Source organism: Porphyrobacter sp. HT-58-2, assembly GCF_002952215.1.
Classification (GTDB): Bacteria; Pseudomonadota; Alphaproteobacteria; order Sphingomonadales; family Sphingomonadaceae; genus Erythrobacter.
In genome coordinates, this window is record NZ_CP022600.1 from 668,803 (window position 1) to 694,077 (window position 25,275).

The window sequence follows — 25,275 nt, forward strand, 5'->3', positions numbered from 1 at the left end:
CGGGGACGCAAGATGGCGGAAGTGGCGGGCGAAATCTATCTCGGGCTGGGTGCGGACGGATCGCGGCAGGCGCTGCTGCTGGGCCGGTCGAACCGCCACGGCTTGATCGCAGGCGCGACCGGCACCGGGAAGACCGTCACGCTGCAAGGCATCGCCGAGAGCTTTTCGAAGGCCGGGGTGCCGGTCTTCGTCGCCGACGTGAAGGGTGATCTGTCGGGCATCGCCATGCCCGGGTCGCCCACCTTCAAGCACGCCGCGCGGCTGGAATCGCGCGCTGCCGAACTCGGCATCACCGACTATGGCTATGAAGACAATCCGGTGATTTTCTGGGATCTTTACGGCGAACAGGGCCACCCGATCCGCACGACCGTTTCGGAGATGGGCCCGCTGCTGCTGTCGCGCCTGCTTGATCTCAACGAGACGCAGGAAGGCGTGCTCCAGATCATCTTCCGTTATGCCGACGAGAACGGCCTGCTGCTGCTCGATTTTGCAGATCTGCAGGCACTGCTGGCCTGGGCGAACGAGAATTCGGGCGAATTGTCAGGAAAATACGGCAATGTCACGAAGCCCTCGGTCGGGTCGATCCAGCGGCAATTGCTCTCGTTCGAGGCGCAGGGGGCGGACAATTTCTTTGGCGAACCGGCGCTGGAAATCGCTGATTTCCTGAAGGTTGACGAATCCGGGCGCGGTTATGTCAATGTGCTGGCCGCCGACAAGCTGATGCGCAGTCCCAAGCTCTATGCCACTTTCCTCCTGTGGCTGCTGGCGGAACTGTTCGAGAGCCTGCCCGAAGTCGGCGATCCGGAGAAGCCCAAGCTCGTCTTCTTCTTCGACGAGGCGCACCTGTTGTTCGACGATGCACCCAAGGCCTTGCAGGACACGATCGAGCAGGTCGTGCGGCTGATCCGTTCCAAGGGCGTCGGGGTCTTCTTCGTTACCCAGAATCCGATTGATATTCCTGAAGAAGTGGCAGGCCAGCTGGGCAATCGCGTGCAACACGCCCTGCGCGCCTTCACCCCGCGCGATCAGCGCGCGATCCGGGCTGCGGCCGAGACCTTCCGGATCAATCCCAAGCTTGATGTCGAGGCCGCGATTACCGAATTGAAGGTGGGTGAGGCGCTGGTCTCGACGCTTGATGACGACGGCGCACCGACGGTGGTGGAGCGCACCCTGATCAAGCCGCCGCGATCCCGGCTCGGCCCGGTGACGCCCAAGGAGCGGGCGATCATCCAGTCGATCAGCCCGCTCGAGGGCAAGTACGACACGCGCGTTGACCGTGACAGTGCTGCCGAAGTCCTCGCCGCCAAGGCTGCCGATGCCGCCGCCACCGCTGAGGAAGTGGCGCAAAAAGGCCGCGATGAAGTCGCCAAGCGCGAACGCAAGACGCCTTCGGTCTGGGAGAAGGCCGGCAAGAGCGCGCTGACCGCAGCGAGCGGTTCGATCGCCTCGATCGCGGTGGCTGCGGTGCTCGGCAAGAAATCGAGCGCCAATCCGGTGAAAACCGGTGCGACCGCTTTTGTGCGCAATCTCATCGGCGGGTTGATGCGCTGACCCCCGCTGCGCCAGTGTTTCACGTGAAACACCCTCGCAAGCGGGGGTCTGACTGGGGTCTAGAGGGGGCCTAAGCCAGGCCAAGCATCCGCTGGAGCCCTGCAAATAGCCATCAAGCCTCGGCTGGCGGCACCATGCAGAACGCGTTCAATTTGTTGCCGTCCGGGTCGCGGAAATAGCCCGCGTAGAAGCCGTCATCCCCGCGCGGACCCGGCGCGCCTTCGTCGCTGCCGCCGTGGGCCATGGCGATATCATAGACCGCGTGGACATCTTCCGGCGACTTCACTTCGAGCGCCACCATCACCCCGTTGCCGACCGTTGCCGGCTGCCCGTCGAACGGCAAGGTCGCCGCGAGGCCCGCGCCCGGTGCCCCGAAATCGCCCCAGGCGATGAAGGTTTCGAACTCCATCATCCGCCCGACGCCGAAATGCGCGGCAATCGCGTCATAGAACGCCGCCGCGCGCGGCAGGTCGTTGGTGCCAAGGGTAACGTAGCCGATCATCGTGTTTCCTCCCATGCGATGCGAATCGATGAAGGAACATTACATGAACATTTGCCTTCCAACAAGTGGAGGCCAAGCTGTGACCCCGGCCCGCCACCGGACGGGCCGCAAGGGCAAACGCCCGCCCGCAGGCGCCCGTAGCGTAGCGAAGGAACAGCGCCGAGGACGAACGCGCGGAGGCGCGTTCGCAACCAAAGAAGCCTAGCTCCGTGTCAAGCACGGGGTGACGATAGGCAGTTAGAGCGGAGCCGTTTCCCGCTCCACCCATGCCCAGTCATCGCCCGTCAGGCGGGGGCGCAGCACCTCGCGCACCTGTGCGTGATAGGCATCCACCCACGCCACTTCCTCCGCCGTCAGCAGGCTTTTGTCGATCAGGCGGCGATCCAGCGGCACGAAGGTCAGCGTCTCGAAGCCGAGATACCGCCCCTCCATGCCTGCAATTGCGCGTTCCTCGACCAGCACGAGGTTCTCGATCCGGATGCCGTATTCACCCGCCTTGTAATAGCCCGGCTCGTTGGAAAGGATCATCCCGGCGTGCAACTCCTGCCCTGTGCCGGCCTGTCCGCCCGAAGGCTTGGCGATGCGTTGCGGGCCTTCGTGGACGGCCAGCACGCTGCCGACCCCGTGGCCGGTGCCGTGGGCATAATCGACCCCTGCTTCCCACAGATATTGCCGCGCCAGCACATCGAGCTGGCCTCCGCACGTCCCTTGCGGAAACACCGCGCGGGCAAGCTGGATGTGGCCCTTCAGCACCCGCGTGTTGCGATCACGCATTTCCGCCGAGGGTTCTCCCGGCCCGACCCAGACGGTGCGGGTGATGTCGGTGGTGCCACCGGGATATTGCCCGCCTGAATCGACCAGATAGATCGACGAGGGCGGAATGGGGATATTGCTGTCTGCGTCCACCTTGTAATGCGGCAGCGCGGCATGGCCCGCGGCGGCGGAGATGGTGTCGAAGCTGAGGTCGCTTAGCCCTGCGTCCTCCTCGCGGAAGGCCTGAAGCGTCGCCGCCGCCGAAAGCTCGTCAACCCCGCCTTTGGGGGCTTCGATTTCCAGCCAGCGCAGGAATTTGGAAACTGCCGCCCCGTCGCGCGCCTGCGCGTCGCGGTGGCCGGCCTGTTCCGCCGGGTTCTTGATCGCCTTGGCAAGGATCGTCGGGTCCTGCTTGAAGGCGAATGTCGCCCCCCCGGCGCGCAAGGCCTGCGCGATGCCGACCACCGCGAAATCGGGATCGAGCGCGATGCTCTGGCCGGCATAATCGCTCGCCAGCGCGGCCTCGAACGCAGCGCGATCCCGCACTGTCACCGCGTTGCCAAGATGCCGGGTGAGTTCGGGCGTGACCTTGTCAGGCGCGATGAACAGTTCCGCGCTGCCGTCCTTGCGGGCGATCACATAGCTGAGCGTGACGGGCGTATGCGGCACGTCCGCGCCGCGAATATTGAGCAGCCACGCGACCGAATCGAGCGCCGGGATCACCACCGCATCATGGCCGTGGCGTACCAGCCAATCGGCCACGGCCGCGCGCTTGTCCGCCGAGGAGCGCCCGGCCTGCGCCTCGTCATGCACGATGGCGAGCGCCGCCGAGGGCGCCGGGCGATCAGCCCACACCGCGTCGATCGGGTTGCTGTCGGCAGGCACCAGGGTGATGCCCCTGGGTTCGACCTTTTTCTCGACCGCCTCGACCCAGGCCCAGGTGTGGAGCCACGGATCATAGGCGATGCGCGCGCCGCGCTCGCACACTTCGGCCAGCCAGCCCGCGAGGGTATCGGCGGGGACGCTCTTGTAATCGAACAGGTTCCCGTCGACCTGCTCGCGCACCTGCACGGTATAGCGCCCGTCGACGAAGATCGCCGCGTGGGTCAGCGTGACGGCAGCAAACCCCGCCGAACCGCCGAACCCGGTCAGCCACTTGAGCCGCTGGGCATAGTCGCCGACATATTCGCTCGTGTGTTCATCGGAAATGGGGATGATGAAGCCGTCCACGCCCCGGCGCTTCAGTTCCTCGCGCAGGGCGGCAAGGCGGGCCTCATGGGTTTGCATCAGCATTTCGTCGATCCTCGGGTGAAGGCACAGGCACTTGCCGTGCAACAATGTCTCATTAGAACAAGCATCATAGGCCCAAGCACCGCGACTTTCCACCCGCAGGCGGCTTGGACGCCATCAGGAAGGGATCGCTTACGATGACCAGACTTGTCAGCGCCATGGCACTTGCTACCGCACTTGCCGCCACCAGTTTGGCGCCCGCCGCCGCGCTAGCCACCACCCGAGAGGATTCGACCCGCGTGACCACGTCTTCCGCATCCGAGATCAAGCCCCCCGTCGCTGCAAAGCGTCCGCACACCTACACCCATCACGGGATCACCATCGAAGACCCCTATGACTGGCTCTACGACAAGTCCTACCCGGTGGTGGACGACGAGGATGTGCTGAATCACGTCAAGGCCGAGAACGCCTATTTCGAAGCGCATATGGCCGCACAGGCCCCCTTCACCGAGGCGCTGTTCACCGAGATGCGGGCGCGCATCAAGGAAGACGATTCCACCGTTCCGCAAAAGGATGGCGATTACCTCTACTGGTCAGAGTTCGAGGAAGGCGCGCAATATCGCAAGCACTGGCGCAAGCCTGTCGCGGGCGGCGAGCCGCAGCTGCTGATCGACGAGAACGAACTGGCGAAGGATCTCGAATATTTCCGCCTCGGCGCGGCCTCGATCAGCCAGAACGGGCGCTATCTCGCCTTTTCGACCGACACCAACGGGTCGGAACGCTACACCGGGCGAATCAAGGACTTGCAGACCGGCGAGCTGCTGCCCGACGTGCTCGAAAACCTGCGCGGCGATCTGGTGTGGGTCGCGAATGATACCGCGCTGGTCTATGGCCCTTCGACCGAGGAATGGCGCACGCTGGAGGCGAAGCTCCATGTGATCGGCACCCCGAACGAACAGGACGTTACGCTCTACAAGGAGGAAGACCAGTCCTTCGGCGTCGGCACCGGGCTGACGGCGCAGGAAGACTGGCTGATCATCGCCACCGGCGACAACGAGACGAGCGAGGTGCGCCTTGTCCCCGCCGCCAACCCGACCGCCAAGCCGATCCTTGTGAAGGCGCGCAAGAAGGGCGTCGAATATGGCGTCGACGTGCGTGATGGCGAGCTGTGGGTGTGGACCAATGACGATCACATCAACTTCCGCCTCGCCAAGGCGAAGCTGGAAACGCCGGGCGATTGGCAGACTGTCATCCCCGGTTCGGACGATTTCTATCTGACGGGTTTCGACCTGTTCAAGGACTTCTTCGTGACGGAAGGTCGGCTGAACGGCCTCGATCAGATCCAGCTGCGGCAATACAGCGATCCGGCGAAGATCACGCCGATCACCTTCCCCGAGCCGAGCTATACCGCGGGCCTTTCGAACAACCCCGAATATGACATGAAGGTGCTGCGCCTGTCCTATCAGTCGATGGTGACGCCCAGCACGGTCTATGATTACGACGTTGCGACCGGCAAGCTCGCCACGCTGAAGACGCAGGAAATCCCGAGCGGTTATGACCCCTCGCTCTATGTCGCAGAGCGTCTGACGGTGCAGGCGCGCGACGGGACGATGGTGCCGGTCAGCATCATGATGCGCAAGGACCGCGCCGAACTGCTGAAGAAAGCGGGCATCGAGGGGCCGGGGCCACTCCATCTCTATGCCTATGGCGCCTATGGCTATGCCGTGCCGCCGAGCTTCTCGACCACGCGTTTGAGCCTCGTGGACCGCGGCTTTGCCTATGCCATCGCCCACATCCGCGGCGGCGACGATCTCGGGCGGCGCTGGTATCTGCAGGGCAAGCTGTTCGAGCGGATGAACACCTTCAACGATTTCGTCGATGTCGGCCGGGGGCTGATCGCCAAGGGCTATACCGCCGAGGGCAAGGTGACCGCCAGCGGCGGTTCGGCGGGCGGCGAGTTGATGGGGGCGATCATCAATCAGGACCCCAAGCAATATGGCGCGATCGTTGCCCATGTGCCGTTCGTCGACGTGGTCAACACCATGCTCAACGAAAAGCTGCCGCTGACCCCGGGCGAATGGCAGGAATGGGGCAACCCGATCACCGACAAGGCGGCGTTTGCCTATATGCTGGCCTATTCGCCCTATGATCAGGTGACCGCCAAGGCCTACCCGCCGATGCTGGTGACCGCAGGCCTCAACGATCCGCGCGTGACCTATTGGGAACCGGCCAAGTGGGTCGCCAAGCTGCGCGAGCTCAAGACCGACGACAACCTGCTGCTGATGAAGACCAACATGGGCGCAGGCCACGGCGGGCAGTCGGGCCGCTGGAACAGCCTCAAGGAGACGGCGGAGGAATACGCCTTCATCCTGTGGCAGATGGGCATGGCGCCGAAAGAGTGACCCACCGCTTCACCCGCACCTTCGTGGCCTCCCGTGAGCACATCGACGAACTCGGCCACGTCAACAACACCGTGTGGGTGCAGTGGATTCAGGATATGGCCACCGCCCACTGGGACGCGGTTGCGCGGCCCGAGGATCGTGCCGCGTTCTTCTGGGTCGTGGTGCGGCACGAGATCGACTATCGCGGCAACGTGTCCGAGGGCGCGGAAGTCCGCGCCGAGACATGGATCGAAGGCCCGGCGCAGGGCGCGAAATCGCTCCGCCGGGTGGAGTTCACCGACGCTTCCGGCAAGCGCCTCGTCAGCGCGGCGACGACATGGGCGATGCTCGACCGCGCGACCGGACGGCTGGCGCGGGTGCGACCCGAGGTGCTTGAGCCTTTCACCGCCGGTCAGGCGGCCTGATCTTCCTGCCGGCGGCGTTCCGGGGCCATGCCGAACACGGTCAGGCGTTCATAGGCGAGCCGGTTGCGCCCGCTCGCCTTGGCTTCGTACATCAGCGCATCGGCGCGGGCGTAGAATTCGGTGAAGGTCATCTTGTGATGGCCTGCATCCCCCAGCATCACCACGCCCATGCTCGCCGTTACCGGCAGATCGAGCCCCGGCACTTCCTTGGCGATGCGGATCGGGATCGCCTGCCGCAAGGCCTCGGCCCGCTCCAGCGTGCGCTGACCGCGCAGCAACACCACGAATTCCTCGCCGCCCAGCCGCACCGCCACCGCGTCGCGATCTCCGGTTGCGCGGATCGCGCTCGCGCAGGCAACCAGCGCGGCATCGCCGACCTGGTGGCCGTGAAGATCGTTGATCGCCTTGAACCGGTCGAGATCGACCAGCGCAAAGGTATCGAAGCCCTGCGCCAGCAGCTCCTCGAAACGCGCCTCGATGGCACGGCGGTTCATCAGCCCGGTGAGCGAATCGCGGGTCGATATCTGTTCCAGCATCCGCGCTTCCGTCAGCGCCGCATCGCGCTCGCGCCGCAGGGCAAGGAAGCGGTCTGCTATCGCGAGGCTGATCACCACCACTTCGATCCCGACCGCGATGTAGATCATCTGGTCGAGGCTGGCCGGGCCGACATGCCAGCCCAACCCGCGCAGCAGCCGTTCGACCGAAGCGATAATGATCGGCAGCCACGCCAGCGTGATGAAACGCGCCGACCGGCTGCCGCGCAGCACGGCTTCGAGCACCGCGGCAGAGATCACCGCGATATAGGGCAGGAACGTCACGAAATAGCCGATGTCGTCGAACGGCTGGGTCGCATCGAGCTGGAGCGCGAAGAAGCCCGGCACCAGCATGGTGAACCAGGCCGTGGCAAAGGTCATGCGCCGCATCACGCGTGACTGCGCGCCGCGTTCGAGGAAAGCGATCAGGAACAGGGCCGACAGCCCTGCGCCCATCGCATAGGACAGCGGCCCCAATACTGCCATCAGCGCAACCGGCAGAGTGACGAAGGCCGAAGCCAGCCCTCCGGCGGTCAGGACATAGACCATCATCGCCGCCACCATTGCGGCGTGCAGAACCACGAAGCGTTCGCGCAGCACCATGAAGAAGCTGATGTCGAACAGCATCGGTAGCACCAGCATCCCCATCACGAAGGCGAGCAGCATCAAGTCGATCTGGGGCCATGCTGCGGCTGCGGGGTCTTGGGCGATGCGCGCCTCGGTCAGCAGCGGCACCGAATGGGGCGCTTCGATCCGCACCAGCAGCAGGCGGGTGTCATCGGTGATCGCGGGCAAGGGCAGGCGGAACACCGGGCCGGAGGCGAAGGGTTCGGCGTCGGCCTCGGTATGGCGTGCGCTGCGAACCGTGCCATCGGCATCAATGGCGTGGAAGCTGATCGACTGGAACCGGGCGATGCGGGAGAAGAACTGGCGCGGCGGTGCCTCGTCACCCCGCCATCCGTCCGCCTCGAAGCGCAGCCACACCGCCGGCACGTTTGATCGCCAGTCGGTATTGCTGCACGTCCATCCGGCGCGGTCGTTCAGGTCGGTGGCGGAGCGATCAAGCGGCGTTGCGGCATGGCAGGTCGGGGCCTGTGCCGGGGGCAGGGCCGGCACGGCACCTGCATCCGTTTGCGCGCCAGCATAGGCCGGCCGCGCGGCGGACAGCGCCAGCAGCACAGCGGCCATGCAGAGCCGGATCATAAGGCGCATTCGTCCCATGGGCGGGGGCTACCATGAAAGCCCTTACGATGCTGTTAAGCCAGTTATCTCCACTATGGATGAAATGATGTGCGATCTCATGGTGTTACCTGCAAATGACCAAAGTGTTGCAGGAAGTTGGTGCGCACAGGCTTCCCTTTTTTTGCGTAACCTGCTTGTCACGAAAGCCGCCTAGCGCGCAAAGGCTGGGAATCCGCTGTTCCGGCCGATCAGGAATATTCATGCCACACCGTTTCACCGCCATTGCCCGGCTCGGCGCCATTTCTGCGCTGGCTGTTACCACGCTGACCGCCTGCGACCTTGGCGGCAGCACGCGCAGTTCGGTGCACGCGGTCGGTTCCTCGACCGTCTATCCCTTTGCCAAGCTGGTGGCGGAGAACTTCGCGCGCTCCAACCCCGGCAGCCGTTCGCCGCTGATCGAATCCACCGGCACCGGCAACGGGATCAAGCTGTTCTGTTCGGGCCTCGGCTCGCACACGCCCGATGTCGCCAATGCTTCGCGCCGGATGAAGGTTTCGGAATTCGAGGATTGCCTCAAGAACCGCGTGGACGAGGTGATCGAGGTGCAGGTCGGGCTTGACGGGATCGCCTTTGCCGCAAGGCGGGGCGGGATCATGCTGAACCTGTCGCCCAAGATCGTCTATGAGGCGCTGGCCGCGCGGCCCTACGGCAAGCCCCAGACGGCGAAGACATGGCAGGATGTCGATCCTGCGCTGCCGGATGATCCGATCCTCGTCTATGGCCCGCCCAGCACCTCCGGCACCCGCGATGCGCTCAAGGAACTGGTGCTGGAGGCGGGTTGCACCACCGATCCGGCGATGAAGGCGCTGAAGGACGCAGACGAGGCGAAATACAAGCAGATCTGCACCGAAGTGCGCGATGATGGCGGCTATGTCGATCAGGGCGAACAGGACAATCTGATCGTGCAGAAGATCGTCGGCAATCCGCGCGCCGTGGGCGTTTTCGGCTTTTCCTACATGGAAGAAAACGCCGACCGGGTGCAGGGCCTGCCGATGAACGGGGTTGAGCCGACCTACCAGAACATCGCCAGTTTCAAGTATCCCGGCGCACGGCCGCTCTACATCTACGTCAAGAAGGCGCACATGCGCGCGATCCCCGGCCTCAGGGATTTCATGCAGGAATGGGCCGACAGCTGGTCGCCCGGCGGGCCGCTGGCGCGGGTCGGGATGGTGACGATGCCGGCTGAAACGATGCGCGAAAATGCCGACCGGGTGGAAAAGCTGCGCCTGCTGACCGCCGAGGATCTCGCCGCGAAATAGCCCGCGCTGTCAGCGATTGCCGCAGCCTGCCGGGGCGGTTAGATTTGCGGCATGAGCGCGCGCAAGATCGCCGAATGGCACGATGCCGGATTGATCGACACGGCAACGCGTGATCGCCTTGTCGCCTATGAGGCCGATCACGCCCGCCCGCTGCTGTTGTGGGCGGTTTTCGGGATCGGGGCGCTGGCGATCGGGCTGGGGTTGGTGTCGGTGGTAGCCGCGAACTGGGAAGACATTCCCGGGCTGCTGCGCCTTACAATCCATCTGGCGTTGATTGCGGGGCTGCTGGCGGTGCTGTTCGCGCGCGAGGAACGGCTGGCGGAGAAATCCCCGTGGGCGATCGAGGCGCTGGTCTTCACCCTCGCCGCGCTGGGCCTCACCTTCTTTGGGCATATCGGGCAGGTCTATCAGACCTCATCGCCGCTGTGGCAGCCGCTGGCTGTGTGGCTGGCGCTGTTCGCGCCGCTGCTGTTGCTGACGGGCCGAAGCTGGCCCACCGCGCTGGCGCTGATGGGCGGGGCGGTATGGTGCGCGTGGGAATATGCTGGGGCAATGACCGACTATGGCAACGGCGGGCCGGGGCTGGGGCTGTTGTTGTGGCTGGCCTTCGTCACCGCGCTGCCGGTTGCCTTCGCGCCCCTCGCCGCGTGGATGCGCGCCCGTTCTGCCCGGCCCGATTTCTGGCGTCGGCTGGAGCAATTGGCGCTCGCCTATGCCGTTGCCGGGGCCTCGCTGGCGACCGCGCTCGCCGCTGTCGGAGCCTTTGGCGATGGCGGGCTGACAAAGGAATGGGCGAGCATGGCGACAAGCGGCGCGGTGGCGCTGGCGGCGGGGCTCGGCGTGGTGCTGGCGCGGCCCGGCACATCGGGCGCGATGGCGGGGGCGATCATCGCGGGCGCGGGGCTGGTGCTGCCGCTGGCCTATGCCGCCGACAACCTCACGCTGCCGCCCGCGCTGCTGTTCTTTGCGCTGTGGGGCGGTATCGGCGCCGCTGCGCTTGCGGCCCATTGGCGCGGCGTGTTCCAGCTGAGCGTCGGCGTGATTGCGCTGCGGCTCATCATCCTCAGCTTCGAACTGGCGGGTGATCTGTTGATGAGCGGCTTCGGGTTGATCCTGTCAGGCGTGATGATCCTCGGCGTGGCATGGGGCGCGGTGCGGGTGTCGAAGACCTTTGCTCCGGTAAAGGAGGACGCAGCATGAAGCGGCTCGCCCGTCTTGCTGCTCTCGCTTTGCCGGTTGCGGGGCTTGCCGCCCTGTGGCTCCAGAGCGACCGCACCTACCACTCCGGCACCGAATGGGAGGTGCCGATCATGGGCTACGACCCGCGCGATTACCTGCGCGGTCACTATGTCGAGTTCAGCTATGATTGGCCGGGCAGCGAGAGACTGGGCGATATCATTTACGATGCCCTGTGCCTTGAAGGCGAAGCTCCCGTGGTTGCCAATGTGGTATGGCTGAACGACGGGCAAAAGTGCGACCACCCGGTGCGTGCCGATGCAAGCGGGGTTTATCAAGGTGATGCGTTGTGGCGTGGCCGCCTCTACATCGGGCAGGACCGCGCGCGGACGCTTGAGGAGCAGCTTCAGAACCGCGACCAGCGCGGGATCGTTACCATCCGCCAGCGCGAGGACGGCAGCTTCACTCCCATCGGCATCCGCTTCCGCCCGCTCACCCCCGAGGAAATCGCCGCACGTGATCCGCCGGCGAACGAAGAGGCGGAGGACCAGCGCCCCCCGCCCCCGATCATGTCCGAATAACCGAACCTGCCTCAGAACTTGGCGGTTAGCTCCACCCCGAAGAAGCGCGGTTCGCCCGGGATGAAGGTGGGGATGGTGAAGGCCCCGCCGGTATTGCCCGCGTCCAGCAGGAAGTCCTTGCCAAAGGCATTGCGGATGAAGCCCGCGATTTCGTAGCGCCCGTCGGCAAAACTCACCCCGGCACGTGCGTTGACCAGCGTGATCGGGCCTTGCGAAATCAGCGGGTTGTTCGGAACCTCGAAAAAGATCGTGCTGCGGTGCGTCACGCTCGGCGTGGCGAAGAAGCGCATTCCATCGCCAAATTCGTGATCCACCGTGAACCCGCCCGAGGCCTGCCATTCCGGTTGCAGACGGAAGCGCGCACCCGAAAAGGCGGGCGAGAACGCGCCGTCACGGTCGATCCCGCCGTCGATAAAGCCGACATTGCCGAACACATTCAGCCAGTCGTTCACCTGAACCGCCAGTTCCGCCTCGACCCCGAGGTTGCTGGCGCGCCCGGCGCTCGCAGTGACGAAGGCCCCGGTCGGATTGCCATTGGCATCGAGCTGGGCGATCGACACCTGGAAGTCGTCATAGATCTGGTAATAGACCCCGATCGAGCCCGACACCCCGCCAGAGGCCAGCTTGAGCCCGCCTTCGTAGTTCCAGACGGTTTCTTCCGCGATGTTCTGGACATTGGGGACGACCTGCCCCGCGCTGCGCGCCGCGGCCACCTGCACCACCGGCGAACGGCGGCCCTTGGACACAGTGGCGAAGACGTTGAGATCATCGTTGATGCGGTAGAGCACGTTGAAGCGCGGCAGCCAGGCATCGAAGCTGCGCTGAGCGGTGAAGGTGCGCCCGCCGGTGTCGATCTGGCCGGGGATCAGGGGTGCGCCGCTGATCTGGCTGTTCGGCACATCGGCAAGGAAACCCGAACGGCGCGATTCGTTGAGGAAGCGGATGCCTGCGGTCAGCTCGAGCGCGTCGGTCGCGATCCAGGTGACATCGGCGAACACCGAATAGGCCTCGTTGCGGCCCTGGTTCTCGAACACCGAGGCATAGGGGATCGCCGCTGCCGCGCCGCCGGTGATCAGCCCGGTCGCGCCCGCTGCCGGAACGCTGCCATCGGGCGCAACGCAGGGAAGGCCGGGGATCAGCGGCGCGCCGAACAGGCTGGTAAGGCACTGCAGGAAGGTGCCTTCCTCGGTCGCGAAGGGGACGTTCTGGCGGCCATCCTCGATGAAGATGTTCCAACCCGCGCTCGCCCGCAGACGGTCACCGGCATAGGCAAAACGGCCTTCGTGGCTGAACTGCCAGCCATCGGCGATTTCGCTGAATTCGAGGAAGGGCGCCGCGCTGCCGTCTGCATCGAACACTTCGCGGCTGTCGAATTCGCGGTAGCCGTTGACGGTGGTGAAGCTCCAGCCATCACCGAAGCTGTATTCGGCAGTGAGGTTGAGGTCATAGACCTCGCGGTTGAGGCCAAGCTGATCATCACCCAGCGCCGCGGCCCCTGCCGGATTGCCGCCGAGATTGGCGTTCTCGAAGGCATTGGCCGGGCCGCCCGGTGCGCCCGCGAAGGCCGGGAAGCGGCCCGAGATGAAGGGCGTCCCGCCGTTCCTCTGCTGGTCATAGGTGGCGACCAGATCGAGCGTGAAATCGGCGCTCGGCGTGTAGCGCAGCGAACCGCGCAGGCCGAGCTGGTTCTGGGCGTAGAGATCCTTGTCCTGATTGGGGCTGAGGTTCCTGACATAGCCATCGCGCGTGCGCCATTCGCCCGCAAGGCGCGCCGCTATCACGTCCGAACCGATATTGATGTGGCCGCCCAGCATGGTCTGGTTGAAATTGCCGTAGCTGCCGCGCACTTCGCCCGAAAAGCCTTCGCGCGGTTTCGCCGAGACAAGGCTGATCGCGCCGATCGCGCTGGCGGTGCCGAACAGGGTCGCCTGCGGCCCCTTGATCACTTCGACACGCTCAAGGTCGTAGATCGCCTGATAGCTCCCGCGCGATCGCGAGATGTCGACGCCGTTGTAATAGAGTGTGACGCGCGGGCCTTGCTGTGCCGAGCCGCTGTCCGAGGTGATGCCGCGGATGACGATGCCGGGGTTGTTGGCGCTCTGCTCCTGAATCAGCAGGCCGGGGGTGTAGTAGGACAGCTCGTCGAGATCGGTGACGCCCAGCTCGCGGATGCGCTGCCCGCCAAGCGCCGAAATGGTGATCGGCACATCGAGCGCACGCTGTTCGATCTTCTGCGAGGTGACGATGATTTCGTTGCCGGAGAATTTCTCGTCCTCGGTGGCCGGGGCGGTGGTGTCCTGCGCGAAGGCGGCCTGCGGCACGGCGGCAAGGGTGCCTGAAAGAACGGTGGCGAGCGCGATCAGCGACACGCGGGTGAAAGGGGTGTGGGTCATCTCTGGGCTTCCCTGTTGCATGGAGAGAGGCCTTGCCCGTGGCACCGACAAGTGACGGGGAAACGACGATTGGATGAACCCTGCGTTACGGCGGATTTACAGTTTCGGGACGTTGCAGAAATGTATCTTTGTTGGCGGCCACCTCCGGTGGCGCAGACCACCCGCCGGCGGGTGGTCTGCATCGCGCGTTAGCGCGATCGCAAAGCTAAAGCGGATTCCCGTCCTTGTCTCGGTAGATCTCGCGCCGCCCGACGTGGTTGGCGGGGCCGACAAAGCCGTCTTCCTCCATCCGTTCGATCCACTTGGCGGCGGTGTTGTAGCCCACGCCCATCTGGCGCTGGAGCCAGCTTCCGGAGGCCTTCTGGTTCTCGAACACGATCTGGCAGGCCTGCCGGTACTTGCGTTCTTCCGGGTTGTCCGAGGCGGTGAGATCGTCATCGAAGCCGAAGCCGCCGAAGCCTTCTTCCGGCTCCTCGGTGACGGCATCGACATATTCGGGGCTGCCCTGGCCGCGCCAGAAATCGGCCACCGCCTCGACTTCCTCGTCCGAAACGAACGGGCCGTGGACACGCACCATCGCGCCGGTGTTGGGCTTGTAGAGCATGTCGCCCTTGCCCAGCAGCTGTTCGGCGCCCTGTTCGCCAAGGATGGTGCGGCTGTCGATCCGGCTCGTCACCTTGAAGCTGATGCGGGTGGGGAGGTTGGCCTTGATCACGCCGGTGATGACATCGACCGAAGGGCGCTGGGTCGCCATGATCAGGTGAATGCCCGCCGCGCGGCTCTTCTGCGAAAGGCGCTGGATCAGCACTTCGATTTCCTTGCCCACCGTCACCATCAGGTCAGCAAGTTCGTCGACGATCAGCACGATCTGCGGCAGGGGTTCGTAATCGAGCTGTTCCTCCTCGAACAATTGCTCGCCGGTTTCGGGATCGAAGCCGGTCTGCACCCGGCGGCCCAGTGGCTTGCCCTTGGCAATCGCGGCGGCGACCTTTTCGTTGAAGGAGTTGATGTTGCGCGAGCTGATGGCGCTCATCATCCGGTAGCGGCGCTCCATTTCCTCGACCGCCCATTTCAGGGCGCGCACCGACTTGGCAGGTTCGGTCACCACTGGCGAGAGCAGGTGGGGGATGTCGTCATAGGTCTTCAGTTCCAGCACCTTGGGATCGATCAGGATCAGGCGCAATTCGGCGGGCGTGAAGCGATAGAGCAGGCTCAGCAGGATCACGTTGAGCCCGACCGACTTGCCCGAACCTGTCGTCCCCGCCACCAGCAGGTGGGGCATGGCGGCAAGGTCAGCGATGATCGGCTCGCCCGCGATATCCTTGCCGAGGATGATCGGCAGGTTGCCCTTGGCCTCGGCAAAGGCGGCGCAGGCGGCGAGTTCCTTGAGCGCCACCATCTGGCGATCCTGATTGGGCAGTTCGATGCCCATCACCGTGCGCCCCGGAATGGGGGAGACGCGGGCGCTGATGGCGCTCATGTTGCGGGCGATGTCTTCGGCGAGGCCGATGACACGGCTGGCCTTGATACCGGGGGCGGGCTCAAGCTCGTACATCGTCACCACCGGGCCGGTACGCACGGCGGTGATTTCGCCCTTCACATTGAAATCGTCGAGCACGTTTTCGAGCAGCCGCGCGTTGCGTTCCAAAGCCAACTTGTCGAGCTTGGGCGCCTTGTCCTGCGGCGGTTCGGCGAGCAGGTCGAGGCTCGGCAGGTTGAAGGCGGCGAACATGTCGCGCTGGGCCGTCTTGACACTGGCCGCGCGCTTGGGCGGGGCGGAAGGGTCGGAGATTTCAGGCGCGCGGCGCGGGCGTTCATCCAGAGGAGCAGGAGCAGCCGTTCGGCGTGGTCGCGGCGTGAGGCTGTTGTCCTCGTCATCCTCGTCCTCCGCAAAGGCCATCGCAGGAGCGGATTTGCGCCCGACAAAGGGCAGCCGCCGCGCCAGACCCGCAAGCGAGCCGCCGCCGAGGAAATCGGGCAGGCTCATCAGCACCCGCCAGTCGATCGCGAAGATGCGCGTCAGCAGGCCCACGCTCACGGCGAGGCAGACCGTGCCGATGCCAAGGATCACCCAGCCCTGCGCATCGCCCGCGATCCACGCCGCCAACGACCGCACCGCACCAGCCCCGAGCAGCCCGGATAGCCCGCCTGCCTGCGCTGGCAACGTCCAGCCCGACCCTTCGAAGGCGAGGCTCAGCACTGTCGCGATCAATGTCATGGCGATCAGCAGCAGCGCGGTCGGCATCCACCAGGCGGTGGTCTCCGGCGCGTCACCGTTTTCCACATCGCGCCACAGCTTGCGCGCCGAGACATAGAGCAACGGCAGCAGCAGGGCGCCGGGCAGACCGAAGATCAGCAGCACACGGTCAGCCACCCAAGCGCCGCTCGCGCCCATCCAGTTTCGCACCATTGCCGGATCGGCTGCGGTCGATGGGCTGGGATCGGTCTGGGTATAGCTCATCAGCGCAAGCGCGAGGAACACGGCCGCACCCAGCAACGCCGCCGCGCCGGTCATCTGGGCGAGACGGCGCAAGCTGCGGCGCAGGCCTGCGCGCCACTCGGCATCGGTCTTGCGACCGGTCTTGACGGGGGTGACCGCGCGGCTGGCCATGTTCGTGTCTCCTAGGCGGAACACATCATGAATCCTCTACGGACTCCGGTCAAGGAAAGAGCGACGAGGCGTGAGTTCAGCTCAACCCGTCGATGGCGGCCCAGCGGGGCCAATCGAGCATGCGGGCGCGTTCCGCCGTCATGCCGCCCAGCGCGATGACCGGAATTGCGGAAAGCGCCGCAAGTCCGCGAAAGCGTTCCGCCCCAAGCGTCTCGGCACCCGGATGCGAGCGGGTCGGGAACACCGGGGAGAGCATCACCGCGCTGGCGCCGTTTGCATTGGCATCGGCGATCTCGGCTTCGTTGTGCGCGGTGGCGATCCAGTGAAACCCGGCCGGGGCGATCAAGCCACGTACCCCATAGACCCCGTCTGCCCCCCATGCTTCGGCAGTCCGCAAGCCGTCCGAGACAATCGCCCAATGCCCGGCACTTCGCAGCAGCGGCAGGAGTTGCGCGAACCGCGCCGCGCGCGCATCGACGTCGAGGTGGTAGTGCCTGAAAACGAAGCCAGACCCCGGCGGCAAGCGCCTGATTGCGTCTTCCAGCACCGCATCATTGCGTTGGTCGCTCAGCAACCACAAGGCAGGGAGGGTCTTTGCGTGCGTCACGCAGCCGCTATAGAGCGCGGCGATGGTAAATGCAGCAAGCCGCCTCGCCGAAGTCCGCAGCAACATCGCCCGCGTTTGCAAGCCCGCGCGGCGCGGGCCTGAGGATGTGACCCTGATTGCGGTCAGCAAGACCCACGCCGCCGACGTGATCCAGCCCTTGATCGACGTCGGCCAGCGGGTGTTCGGCGAAAACCGCGTGCAGGAAGCGCAGGGCAAGTGGCCCGCCCTGAAGGCCGCGCATCCCGATATCGAGCTCCACCTCATCGGCCAGCTGCAATCGAACAAGGCCGAGGAAGCGGTGGCGCTGTTCGACTGCATCCACTCGCTCGACCGCCCCAGCCTGCTGACGGCGCTGGCCAGGGCGATGGACAAGGCAGGGCGGCGTGTGCCGTGCTTCGTGCAGGTCAATATTGGCGACGAGGCGCAGAAGGGCGGCTGCCCGATTGGCGACTTGCCCGCGTTTCTGGAACAGGTGCGCGCTACCGATATTCCGCTTGCCGGGCTGATGTGCATTCCCCCCGCCGACATCGAGCCCGCGCCGTTCTTCGCGCTGCTCGCCAAGCTGGCGGCGGATCATGGCCTCACCGGCCTCAGCATGGGCATGAGCGGGGATTACGAGACCGCCGTGATGCTCGGCGCGACCCATGTCAGGGTTGGCACCGCGCTGTTTGGAACGCGGGGATAGGCCCGCCCGGCCTCAAGCAGCGAAGCGGTAGGCCAGCAAAAAGGGCGCCCCGTTGCCGGAGCGCCCCCTTTCTATCCTTGCTGTCCTCGGTCGCGTAGCGACCGCAAGCGCGACTGCGCGCCCGCAGCGACGCGACCTTCAGGTCGCGTGAGCGAGGAAATCGCACCCCGGATGGGGTGCGAAATCCAAACACTCATCAAAACTCAAACATCGCCTCGATGCCGACGTTCCGGCCGCGCATCAGCGGCGAGAAGGTGCCGAGACCCGGCTGGGCCTGGAACGGACGCTGCACGCCGGTCGAATTCGGACCGCGCGGACCGGTGGTCGGCGCGCCGCTGCCGAACGGCACCTGCGTATCGCCGCCTTCCTGCACCTGATCGAGCAGGTTGCGCCCGTAGATCGACAGCGACAGGCCGCGGATCGGGGTGTTCCAGGTGATGTTGGCTTCCAGATTGCTGAGGTCGTTCAGCCAGCCGAAGTTGTCGTCGGTATAGGCTGCACGGTCACGATACTGGTAGTTCACGCGGGTCAGGATGTTGCTGCTGCCCAGATCCCAGTCGTGGATCAGGCCCGCGCCCACGGTGATCGGGGGAACGCGCGGCAGGCTCAGCGCCAGGTCGGCATCGTTGATCTGGCCATCGCCGGAGATGTCGAACAGCACTTCATCATAACCGGCATCGATGATCCCGATGTTCGCGGTGAAGGCGAGCGAGGGCGAAACGCGCATCCGTGCTTCGGCTTCGACGCCCTTGATCGTGGCGTCGGCGGTATTGAGGATGTTCTGCACCACGCCTTCGCCAACGCCTGCGAGGTTCACTTCGCGCTGCATGTTGCCGACCTTGGTCACATAGCCTGCAACATTGAGCGTGAACGAGGCGTCGGCAGTCTGGAACTTGCCGCCGATCTCGAAGTTGTCGACCTGCTCTTCATCGAAGCCGAGCAGACCGGTTTCAGCGACCGCACGGTTGAAGATCCCGACGTTGGTGATGCGGAAGTTGTAACCGCCCGAACGGAAGCCGCGGCTCCAGTGGCCATAAAGCTGGCTGTCCGCGAATTCATATTGCAGACCCAGCTTGGGCGACAGGTTGCGGAACCGGATACGGTCTTCAAAGCCGTTGGGCTCGATCCCGGTCGGGAAGGGGATCGGGTTGTTGCCGGTGGTCGGGCAGGTGCCCTGCACCACGGAACAGGCCTGCAGACGCGGACGCACGAAGGTGACGGCTGCATCCTTGGTTTCCTGGTTCCAGCGGATCCCCGCGATCAGCGACAGGCTGTCGATGAATTCCCACTGGGCATTGGCGAACAGGCCGAGCACTTCGTGATCCTGACGGCCGCCGCCAAAGAAGGTCAGCGGCGTCGCGCGCGGCAGCTGGCGCACTTCGGTATAGGCGAGATCCTGATTGAAGTAGAACCCGCCGACCGTCAGATCGAGCTTGTCGAACGAGATCGCGTAACGCAGTTCGTTCGAGAACTGCTCCTGCGCGGTTTCCGTGGTCGAGTGGAACAGGAATTCCGGGGTCGCATCGATGTCGCCATCGGTGGTGGCGTCATACTTGCGCCAGCCGAACACGTTGGTCAGCGTGCCGCGGCCGATATCGACCGTTGCGGTCAGCGAGCCGGTCCAGATTTCGTTGGAATAGCCGCCGGGATTGTCGATCGCGATGTCGAAGCTGTTGCGGTCGAAGAACGCGCGGTTCTGCGCCGAGGGGCCATCGCCGTCGCTTTCGAAATAGTCGAGCTTGCCGAGCAGGGTGAGCCCGCCAAGACGAGCCTCAAGCGCACCGCGCAGGATCTTGGTTTCGGCCTTGCCGTGGTTTTCCGACAGGTTGGGGATGGTCTCAGCCGCAAGGTTGCGGAAGTAGCCTTCGTCCTTGTTGTAATAGGCGCCGACCTTGAACAGCAGCACGTCTTCGATGATCGGCCCGGAGACCACGCCGCTGACGGTGTAGTTGGCGCCGCCGCGGCCGCCATCCACCGGGCCGTCGACCGCAGCGCGGAACTTGCCGCGGAAGTCTTCGGTCGGGTTGCCGGTGTTGATCACCACCGCGCCGCCAGTCACGTTGCGGCCGAACAGCACGCCCTGCGGGCCGCGCAGGATTTCCACGCTGTCGAGGTCGAACAGGTCGAACACCACGCCGCCGTTGATGCCGAGATACACGCCGTCGACGAACACGCCGACGGTCGGGTCGATCGACGGGATCGAGGAGTTGATGCCAAGGCCGCGGACAGTGAAGTTGGCGGTGCCGCGGCTGGTGCCAACCTGATCGAGGCTGACCGTCGGCGCCTGGAACGACAGGCCGGAGATGTCGCGGATCTTGAAGGCTTCAAGCGTGCCGGCGTTGAACGCAGTCACGGCCAGCGGAATGTCCTGAACGTTCTCGGCATCCTTCTTCTTGGTGCCGGTAACGAGGATTTCGTTGATGTCGTCAAGCGCGCTGGCACGGACGTCGTCCTGCGGCTGCTCGGTGTCCTGCGCCTGCGCGGCGAAGGGGGCGAGGGTGGCGGCTGACACAAGCAGCGCCAGCTTGCCGAGCCGGAGGGGGCTGGCAGCGGGGGTTTTGGTGGTCATTATCGAACTCTCCCTGAGTTGAGGGCAGCCCCCCTAGGCAATACGTTCATGGATTGCAACCGATCGCGCCAGGGGCGCCGCAACCTTCACTTCTGCGATTCTTCAGCGGCTTGCAGCTATGCCTTTTCCAGCTGCTGCTGCCGCCGGTCGCTCGCCGCGTCGAGCAGTGCCGCTTCGATTTCCGCCAGACGGTCGGGCGCCTTGACCTTCGCGCTGGTCAGGTCGGTGACATAGAAGGTGTCCGCCGCCGCCTCGCCATAAGCTGTGATATGCGCCGAATGGACGATCAGGTTGGCCTTGTAGAGCGCATGGGCAAGGCGGTTGAGCAGCGCAGGCCGGTCGCGCGCGGTGACTTCGATAACGGTAAAATGGTTCGACGCGTCATTGTCGAAGCCGACCCGGGGGGCTACATCGAAGGCGCGGGCGCGGGAGTGCGCCAGCGGGCGGGCGGCCAGCTTCGGCACCAGTTCGACCTTGGCCAGCAAGGCGTCGCGGATGCCCTTTTCGATGCGCGCCATCTGCGCTTCTTCGCGGAAGGGCTGGGCGTTGTGATCCTGCACCAGAAAATTGTCGACCGCATAACCGCTCTTGGCGGTGTGGATGCGGGCATCAATGATGTTTGCGCCGGCAAGATGGATCCCGCCTGCCATGCGGTAGAACAGTCCGGGGTGATCCTGTGCGATCACGCTGACCCGCGTGGCGCCGCGGGTGTCGTCGACCTCGCAGTGGATCGAAAGCGCCTCGCCAGCGGCCTGGGCCTCGTCATATTGGGCAAGATTGCTGGCGATCACGTCTTCGGGCTCGGCAATCCAGTAGGCATCGCCCAGCAGCGCGCCGAGGCTGTCGACGAGATGTTCCTGATCGCCGAGCAGCCGCTGCACCGCATCCTTGCGCGCGGTGACGCGGGCCTTGCGCCCATTGCCCTTGTGACCGAGCCTTAGGCGTTCCTGCGCGGCATCGTAAAGCTCGCCGAGCAGCTGGCCCTTCCACGAATTCCACGTCCCCGGCCCGACCGCGCGGATATCGACCGCGGTCAGGATCGCAAGGTTGCGCAGGCGTTCCAGACTTTGCACCTCGGCGACGAAATCCTCGATCGTCTTGGGATCGGTGAGATCGCGCTTCTGCGCGGTGCGGCTCATGAGCAGGTGATGCAGCACCAGCCAGGCGACCAGATCGGTCTCCTTCTCGTCAAGCCCGAAGCGCGGCCCCAGCCGGTGCGCCACCTCTGCGCCCAGCACCGAATGGTCGCCCCCGCGGCCCTTGGCGATATCATGCAGCAGCACCGCCACGAACAGCGCGCGGCGCGAGCCGAGCTTGGGGAATTCGCGCGTGGCGCGCGGGTGATCGGCGACCAGCAACCCGCGCTCGATCTGGCTGAGCAGGCCGATCGCGCGGATGGTGTGTTCGTCGACCGTGTAGTGGTGATACATGTCGAACTGCATTTGCGCATTGACCCGGCCGAAGTCCGGCACAAAGCGCCCGAACACGCCCGCCTCGTTCATCCAGCGCAGGGCCGTTTCCGGGTCTTTGCGCCCTGCCAGCAGATCGAGGAACAGCGCGTTGGCGCGCTTGTCGCGGCGCAACTTGCCATCGATCAGCCGCGCATCGCGCCCCGCCTGACGCATGGTTTCGGGATGGACTTCCAGCCCCTCGGCCTCAGCCAGCTGGAACACCTCGATCAGGCGGACGGGGTCCTGTCGGAACCACTCGTCCCCCGGCGCGCGGATGCGACCGCCTTCGACGCTGTAGCCCTTGAACATCCGCGGACGCTGCGTCCATCCCGCGAAAAAGCCGGTGCGCGGGCGCTTGCGGGCAAATTCCTCGTCGAGGTGGGCAAGGAACACGCCGGTCAGGCTGCCGACGCGTTTCACCTGCAGGAAGTAATATTGCATGAACCGCTCGACCGCGCTCTTGCCCGGCCGGTCGGCGAACAGCATCCGTTCGGCCACCTGCCGTTGCAGATCGAAGGTCAGGCGGTCCTCGGCCCGCTCGGCGATCAGGTGCATGTGGCAGCGCGCTGCCAACAGGAACCCTTCAGCGCGGCGGAAGCTGCGATATTCGCTCGCCGTCAGCAGCCCGACATCCACCAGCTCGCTGGCGCTGCCGACGCGGTGGACATATTTGCCGATCCAGTAAAGCGTCTGGAGATCGCGCAAGCCCCCCTTGCCGTCCTTGATATTGGGTTCAACGACATAGCGGCTATCGCCCATGCGCTTGTGCCGCGCGTCGCGTTCGGCGAGCTTCTGCGTGAGGAACTGGCGCTCGCTGCCCTTGGCGACCTCGTTCCAGAACCGCGCCCGCAGCTCGTCGTAAAGCGCCTGTTCGCCCCAAACCAAGCGGCTTTCGAGCAGCGCGGTGCGGATCGTCAGATCCTCCCTGGCCATGCGGACCGTGTCGGACACGGTGCGGCTGGAATGGCCGACTTTCAGGCCAAGATCCCACAGCAGATAAAGCATCGCCTCGATCACCTGCTCGCACCACGGCGCGCGGCGCATCGGGGTGAGAAAGGCAATATCGACGTCCGAATGGGGCGCCATCTCCGCCCGCCCGTAACCGCCGACCGCAAGGATCGCGAGCCGTTCTGCCTGGGTGCGGTTGGGGACGGGATAGAGGTGCGTGGTGACGTGTTCGTGGATCACCCGCAGCAGCTGATCCATCAGGAAGCTGAAGCCGCTGGTGACGTCATGGCCAGCGGATGGCGTTTCGGCCAGCCTGTGCGCCAGCTCCGCGCGCCCGGCGTCGAGCGCATCGCGCAACGCCCTGACGATCGCAGGGCGCGCACGCTCCCCGCTTTCGTCATGCAGCGCGGCAATCCGCTCTGCCAGCGCGCGACGATCAATGATCGCGCGCTGGCCGGGGACGCGGCGTGGGCTCATGCGCCGTTCACGCGGCAACCGCCTCGCTGCCGAACTGCGCCTTGACGCTGCGCTTGTCGATCTTCTGGGTGCCGAGCCGCGGGAGCGGTTCCTCGGTGATCCAGATCTGGTGTTCCAGCGGCACCTTGAACGGCGCGATGCGCTCAAGCAGGAAGGCGCGCAGTTCGGCAGGGGTGATCGCCGCGCGGCCATCCTTCATGCGATACACCGCCGCCGGCACTTCGCCGAAACGTTCGTCGGCAAGGCCGAAGACCGAGCATTCGCCGACATCGTCATGGGCGTAGATCGCGTCCTCCACCTCGATGCAGGAGATATTCTCGCCGCCGCGGATGATGATGTCCTTCTTGCGGTCGACGATGAACAGGTAATCGTCTTCATCGAGATAGCCGAGATCGCCCGTGCGGAAATAGCCGTCCTTGGTGAAGGCAGCCTTGGTCGCTTCCTCGTTCTTCCAGTAGCCGCGGAAATTGGCGACCGAGCGGATGCAGACCTCGCCCACCTGGCCCTGCGGCAGCGGGTTTCCGGCATCGTCGAGGATCGCCATGTCGACCATCGGCTTGCTGGGGCGGCCGGTGGAGCCGGGCTTGGCGAGGTAGTTCTCGTTGAAATTGCCGCAGCCGACCGCGTTGGTTTCGGTGAGGCCATAGCCCAGCAGCGGGAAGCCGCCGGGGAAGGCCTCCTTGATCCGCGTGACATGCTCCACCGGACGTGGCGCGCCGCCAGCGGCAAAGCTCTTGCACGCCGACAGGTCATACTTCTCGCGGTCGGGGTGATTGGCGATTTCGTAGCTCATCAGCGGCACGCCGACGAAGTAGGAAACCTTTTCTTCCGCCATCAGCCGGATCGCAAGGCCTGCGTCCCACTTGGGCATCAGCACCAGCTTGCGCGCGATGGCGAAGCTCTGGAGGAACAGCGGCACTTCGCCTGTGACGTGGAACAGCGGCACGGCGACCAGCGCGCAGGGCTGATCGGTCAGCGGGCCTTCGACGCTTTCGACATGGACTTTGGCCATCGCCGACTGCGCGACATAGTTCATCACGCCGTGCACCACACCGCGATGATCGGAGAAGGCACCCTTCGATTTGCCGGTGGAACCGGAGGTGTAGAGGATCGTCGCGAGATCATCTGGCCCGATCTGGCCCAGCATCGCCATCGCCGCGCTGGTACCACTCGGTACCGCCCAGGTCGCCGAGAGGCCTTCAGCCGGGCTGTTGCCATGGCCGAACAGCACCACCTTGGCCGGGTGCGCATGGCCTTCGAGCCGCGCGGCGCGGCCTTCATCCGCCAACAGCACCTTGCATTCGGCAAGCTCGAGCCCGTAGGCCAGTTCCTCCCCGCTCGAAAAGCCGTTGAGCAAGGTCGCGCAGCCGCCCGCCATCAGGATGCCCATATAGGCGATCATCCAGTTGGCCGAATTGCGCGCCGCGATGCCGACCCGGTCGCCTTTCTCGATCCCGTGAAGGGTGGCAAGCCCTTCGGCCACGCAGGTCGCAGCGGCATAGGCGTCGCCAAAGGTCAGACGAATGTCGCCATCGACAAGGAAGGGCAGATCCTTGTTCTGGTTGCAGAAATGCGCGAAATAATGTGCCAGGCTCGGCGGCGCGCCAGCAAAGGCGGGCATGGTGATCCCGTCGCGGGTGAAGGGCACGGTGGCGAAGGGCTGGCCTTCGGCGGTGAGGCCGGTGATGATCGCTTCGAGCGCATTGTCCAGCTGGGTGGGCATGCTTCGTGTGTTCCTCTCTCAAATTATGGCACCCGGCCGGGCGCTTGCCCATGTCCGGTAAAATGCCTGTCCCATGGCGCCGCTGCGAACCCGTGCCCCTTCCCCTGCCCCGGTTGCTGTGCCAGAAGCGCCAGCGCGACCGGGGCCGTTCGGGCCCGCCGATACGGCATATCATTGT

General features: G+C 65.1%; 16 protein-coding genes. 7 read left to right on the plus strand and 9 right to left on the minus strand.

The window, feature by feature from the left end; genetic code table 11:
* The first annotated feature begins 12 nt into the window (after positions 1-12).
* A complete protein-coding gene (locus CHX26_RS03315; protein ID WP_104941144.1) occupies positions 13-1,551 on the plus strand; it encodes a helicase HerA-like domain-containing protein in 1,539 nt (512 codons plus the stop codon).
* 112 nt (positions 1,552-1,663) lie between these two features.
* On the opposite strand, the gene CHX26_RS03320 is transcribed toward CHX26_RS03315, so the two are convergent.
* Both CHX26_RS03320 and CHX26_RS03325 read right to left on the minus strand, forming a co-directional pair.
* Complete coding sequence (locus CHX26_RS03320) at positions 1,664-2,053, minus strand: VOC family protein (RefSeq protein ID WP_104941145.1); 390 nt, start codon at positions 2,051-2,053, stop codon at positions 1,664-1,666.
* A gap of 237 nt (positions 2,054-2,290) precedes the next feature.
* Positions 2,291-4,099 (minus strand): aminopeptidase P family protein, encoded by a 1,809-nt coding sequence (locus CHX26_RS03325; RefSeq protein ID WP_104941146.1) that lies wholly within the window; start codon positions 4,097-4,099, stop codon positions 2,291-2,293.
* A 134-nt stretch (positions 4,100-4,233) separates the two neighbouring features.
* Between CHX26_RS03325 and CHX26_RS03330 the strand changes: the two genes are divergently transcribed.
* Both CHX26_RS03330 and CHX26_RS03335 read left to right on the plus strand, forming a co-directional pair.
* On the plus strand, positions 4,234-6,438 hold the full coding sequence (locus CHX26_RS03330; RefSeq protein ID WP_104943227.1) for a S9 family peptidase: 2,205 nt from the start codon (positions 4,234-4,236) through the stop codon (positions 6,436-6,438).
* Positions 6,435-6,842, plus strand: a complete 408-nt coding sequence (locus tag CHX26_RS03335) for an acyl-CoA thioesterase (protein ID WP_104941147.1) — start codon at positions 6,435-6,437, stop codon at positions 6,840-6,842. Before CHX26_RS03330 ends, CHX26_RS03335 begins: the two co-directional genes overlap by 4 nt.
* On the opposite strand, the gene CHX26_RS03340 is transcribed toward CHX26_RS03335, so the two are convergent.
* Positions 6,830-8,578, minus strand: coding sequence for a sensor domain-containing diguanylate cyclase (locus CHX26_RS03340; RefSeq protein WP_233997252.1), 1,749 nt, complete (start codon positions 8,576-8,578; stop codon positions 6,830-6,832). The genes CHX26_RS03335 and CHX26_RS03340 overlap by 13 nt on opposite strands.
* Before the next feature lie 239 nt (positions 8,579-8,817).
* Here CHX26_RS03340 and CHX26_RS03345 point away from each other — a divergent pair, with 239 nt between their 5' ends.
* The 3 genes from CHX26_RS03345 to CHX26_RS03355 are packed head-to-tail and all read left to right on the plus strand — an operon-like array spanning position 8,818 to position 11,633.
* On the plus strand, positions 8,818-9,876 hold the full coding sequence (locus tag CHX26_RS03345; protein WP_104941149.1) for a substrate-binding domain-containing protein: 1,059 nt from the start codon (positions 8,818-8,820) through the stop codon (positions 9,874-9,876).
* A gap of 51 nt (positions 9,877-9,927) precedes the next feature.
* Positions 9,928-11,076 carry a DUF2157 domain-containing protein gene (locus CHX26_RS03350; protein WP_104941150.1) on the plus strand — a complete coding sequence of 383 codons (1,149 nt, stop codon included), beginning with the start codon at positions 9,928-9,930 and terminating at the stop codon, positions 11,074-11,076.
* The gene (locus tag CHX26_RS03355; RefSeq protein ID WP_172449666.1) at positions 11,073-11,633 is read left to right on the plus strand and encodes a GDYXXLXY domain-containing protein; all 561 of its coding nucleotides are present in this window, start codon (positions 11,073-11,075) and stop codon (positions 11,631-11,633) included. Before CHX26_RS03350 ends, CHX26_RS03355 begins: the two co-directional genes overlap by 4 nt.
* An 11-nt stretch (positions 11,634-11,644) precedes the next feature.
* Here CHX26_RS03355 and CHX26_RS03360 read toward each other — a convergent pair whose 3' ends face one another.
* The 3 genes from CHX26_RS03360 to CHX26_RS03370 all read right to left on the minus strand — a co-directional run bounded on the left by CHX26_RS03360 (position 11,645) and on the right by CHX26_RS03370 (position 17,244).
* Complete coding sequence (locus tag CHX26_RS03360) at positions 11,645-14,026, minus strand: TonB-dependent receptor (RefSeq protein ID WP_104941152.1); 2,382 nt, start codon at positions 14,024-14,026, stop codon at positions 11,645-11,647.
* A 205-nt stretch (positions 14,027-14,231) separates the two neighbouring features.
* A complete protein-coding gene (locus CHX26_RS03365) occupies positions 14,232-16,637 on the minus strand; it encodes an FtsK/SpoIIIE family DNA translocase (RefSeq protein WP_104941153.1) in 2,406 nt (801 codons plus the stop codon).
* A gap of 76 nt (positions 16,638-16,713) precedes the next feature.
* Positions 16,714-17,244, minus strand: coding sequence for a thiamine phosphate synthase (locus CHX26_RS03370; RefSeq protein ID WP_233997253.1), 531 nt, complete (start codon positions 17,242-17,244; stop codon positions 16,714-16,716).
* Positions 17,245-17,266: 22 nt separating this feature from the next.
* Here CHX26_RS03370 and CHX26_RS03375 point away from each other — a divergent pair, with 22 nt between their 5' ends.
* The gene (locus CHX26_RS03375) at positions 17,267-17,929 is read left to right on the plus strand and encodes a YggS family pyridoxal phosphate-dependent enzyme (protein ID WP_104941154.1); all 663 of its coding nucleotides are present in this window, start codon (positions 17,267-17,269) and stop codon (positions 17,927-17,929) included.
* A gap of 196 nt (positions 17,930-18,125) precedes the next feature.
* On the opposite strand, the gene CHX26_RS03380 is transcribed toward CHX26_RS03375, so the two are convergent.
* The 3 genes from CHX26_RS03380 to CHX26_RS03390 all read right to left on the minus strand — a co-directional run bounded on the left by CHX26_RS03380 (position 18,126) and on the right by CHX26_RS03390 (position 25,097).
* Positions 18,126-20,498, minus strand: a complete 2,373-nt coding sequence (locus CHX26_RS03380; protein WP_104941155.1) for a TonB-dependent receptor — start codon at positions 20,496-20,498, stop codon at positions 18,126-18,128.
* Positions 20,499-20,614: 116 nt separating this feature from the next.
* Positions 20,615-23,374, minus strand: coding sequence for a [protein-PII] uridylyltransferase (locus CHX26_RS03385; RefSeq protein ID WP_104941156.1), 2,760 nt, complete (start codon positions 23,372-23,374; stop codon positions 20,615-20,617).
* Between the two features lie 7 nt (positions 23,375-23,381).
* Positions 23,382-25,097 carry a class I adenylate-forming enzyme family protein gene (locus CHX26_RS03390; protein ID WP_104941157.1) on the minus strand — a complete coding sequence of 572 codons (1,716 nt, stop codon included), beginning with the start codon at positions 25,095-25,097 and terminating at the stop codon, positions 23,382-23,384.
* Positions 25,098-25,275: the final 178 nt, after the last annotated feature.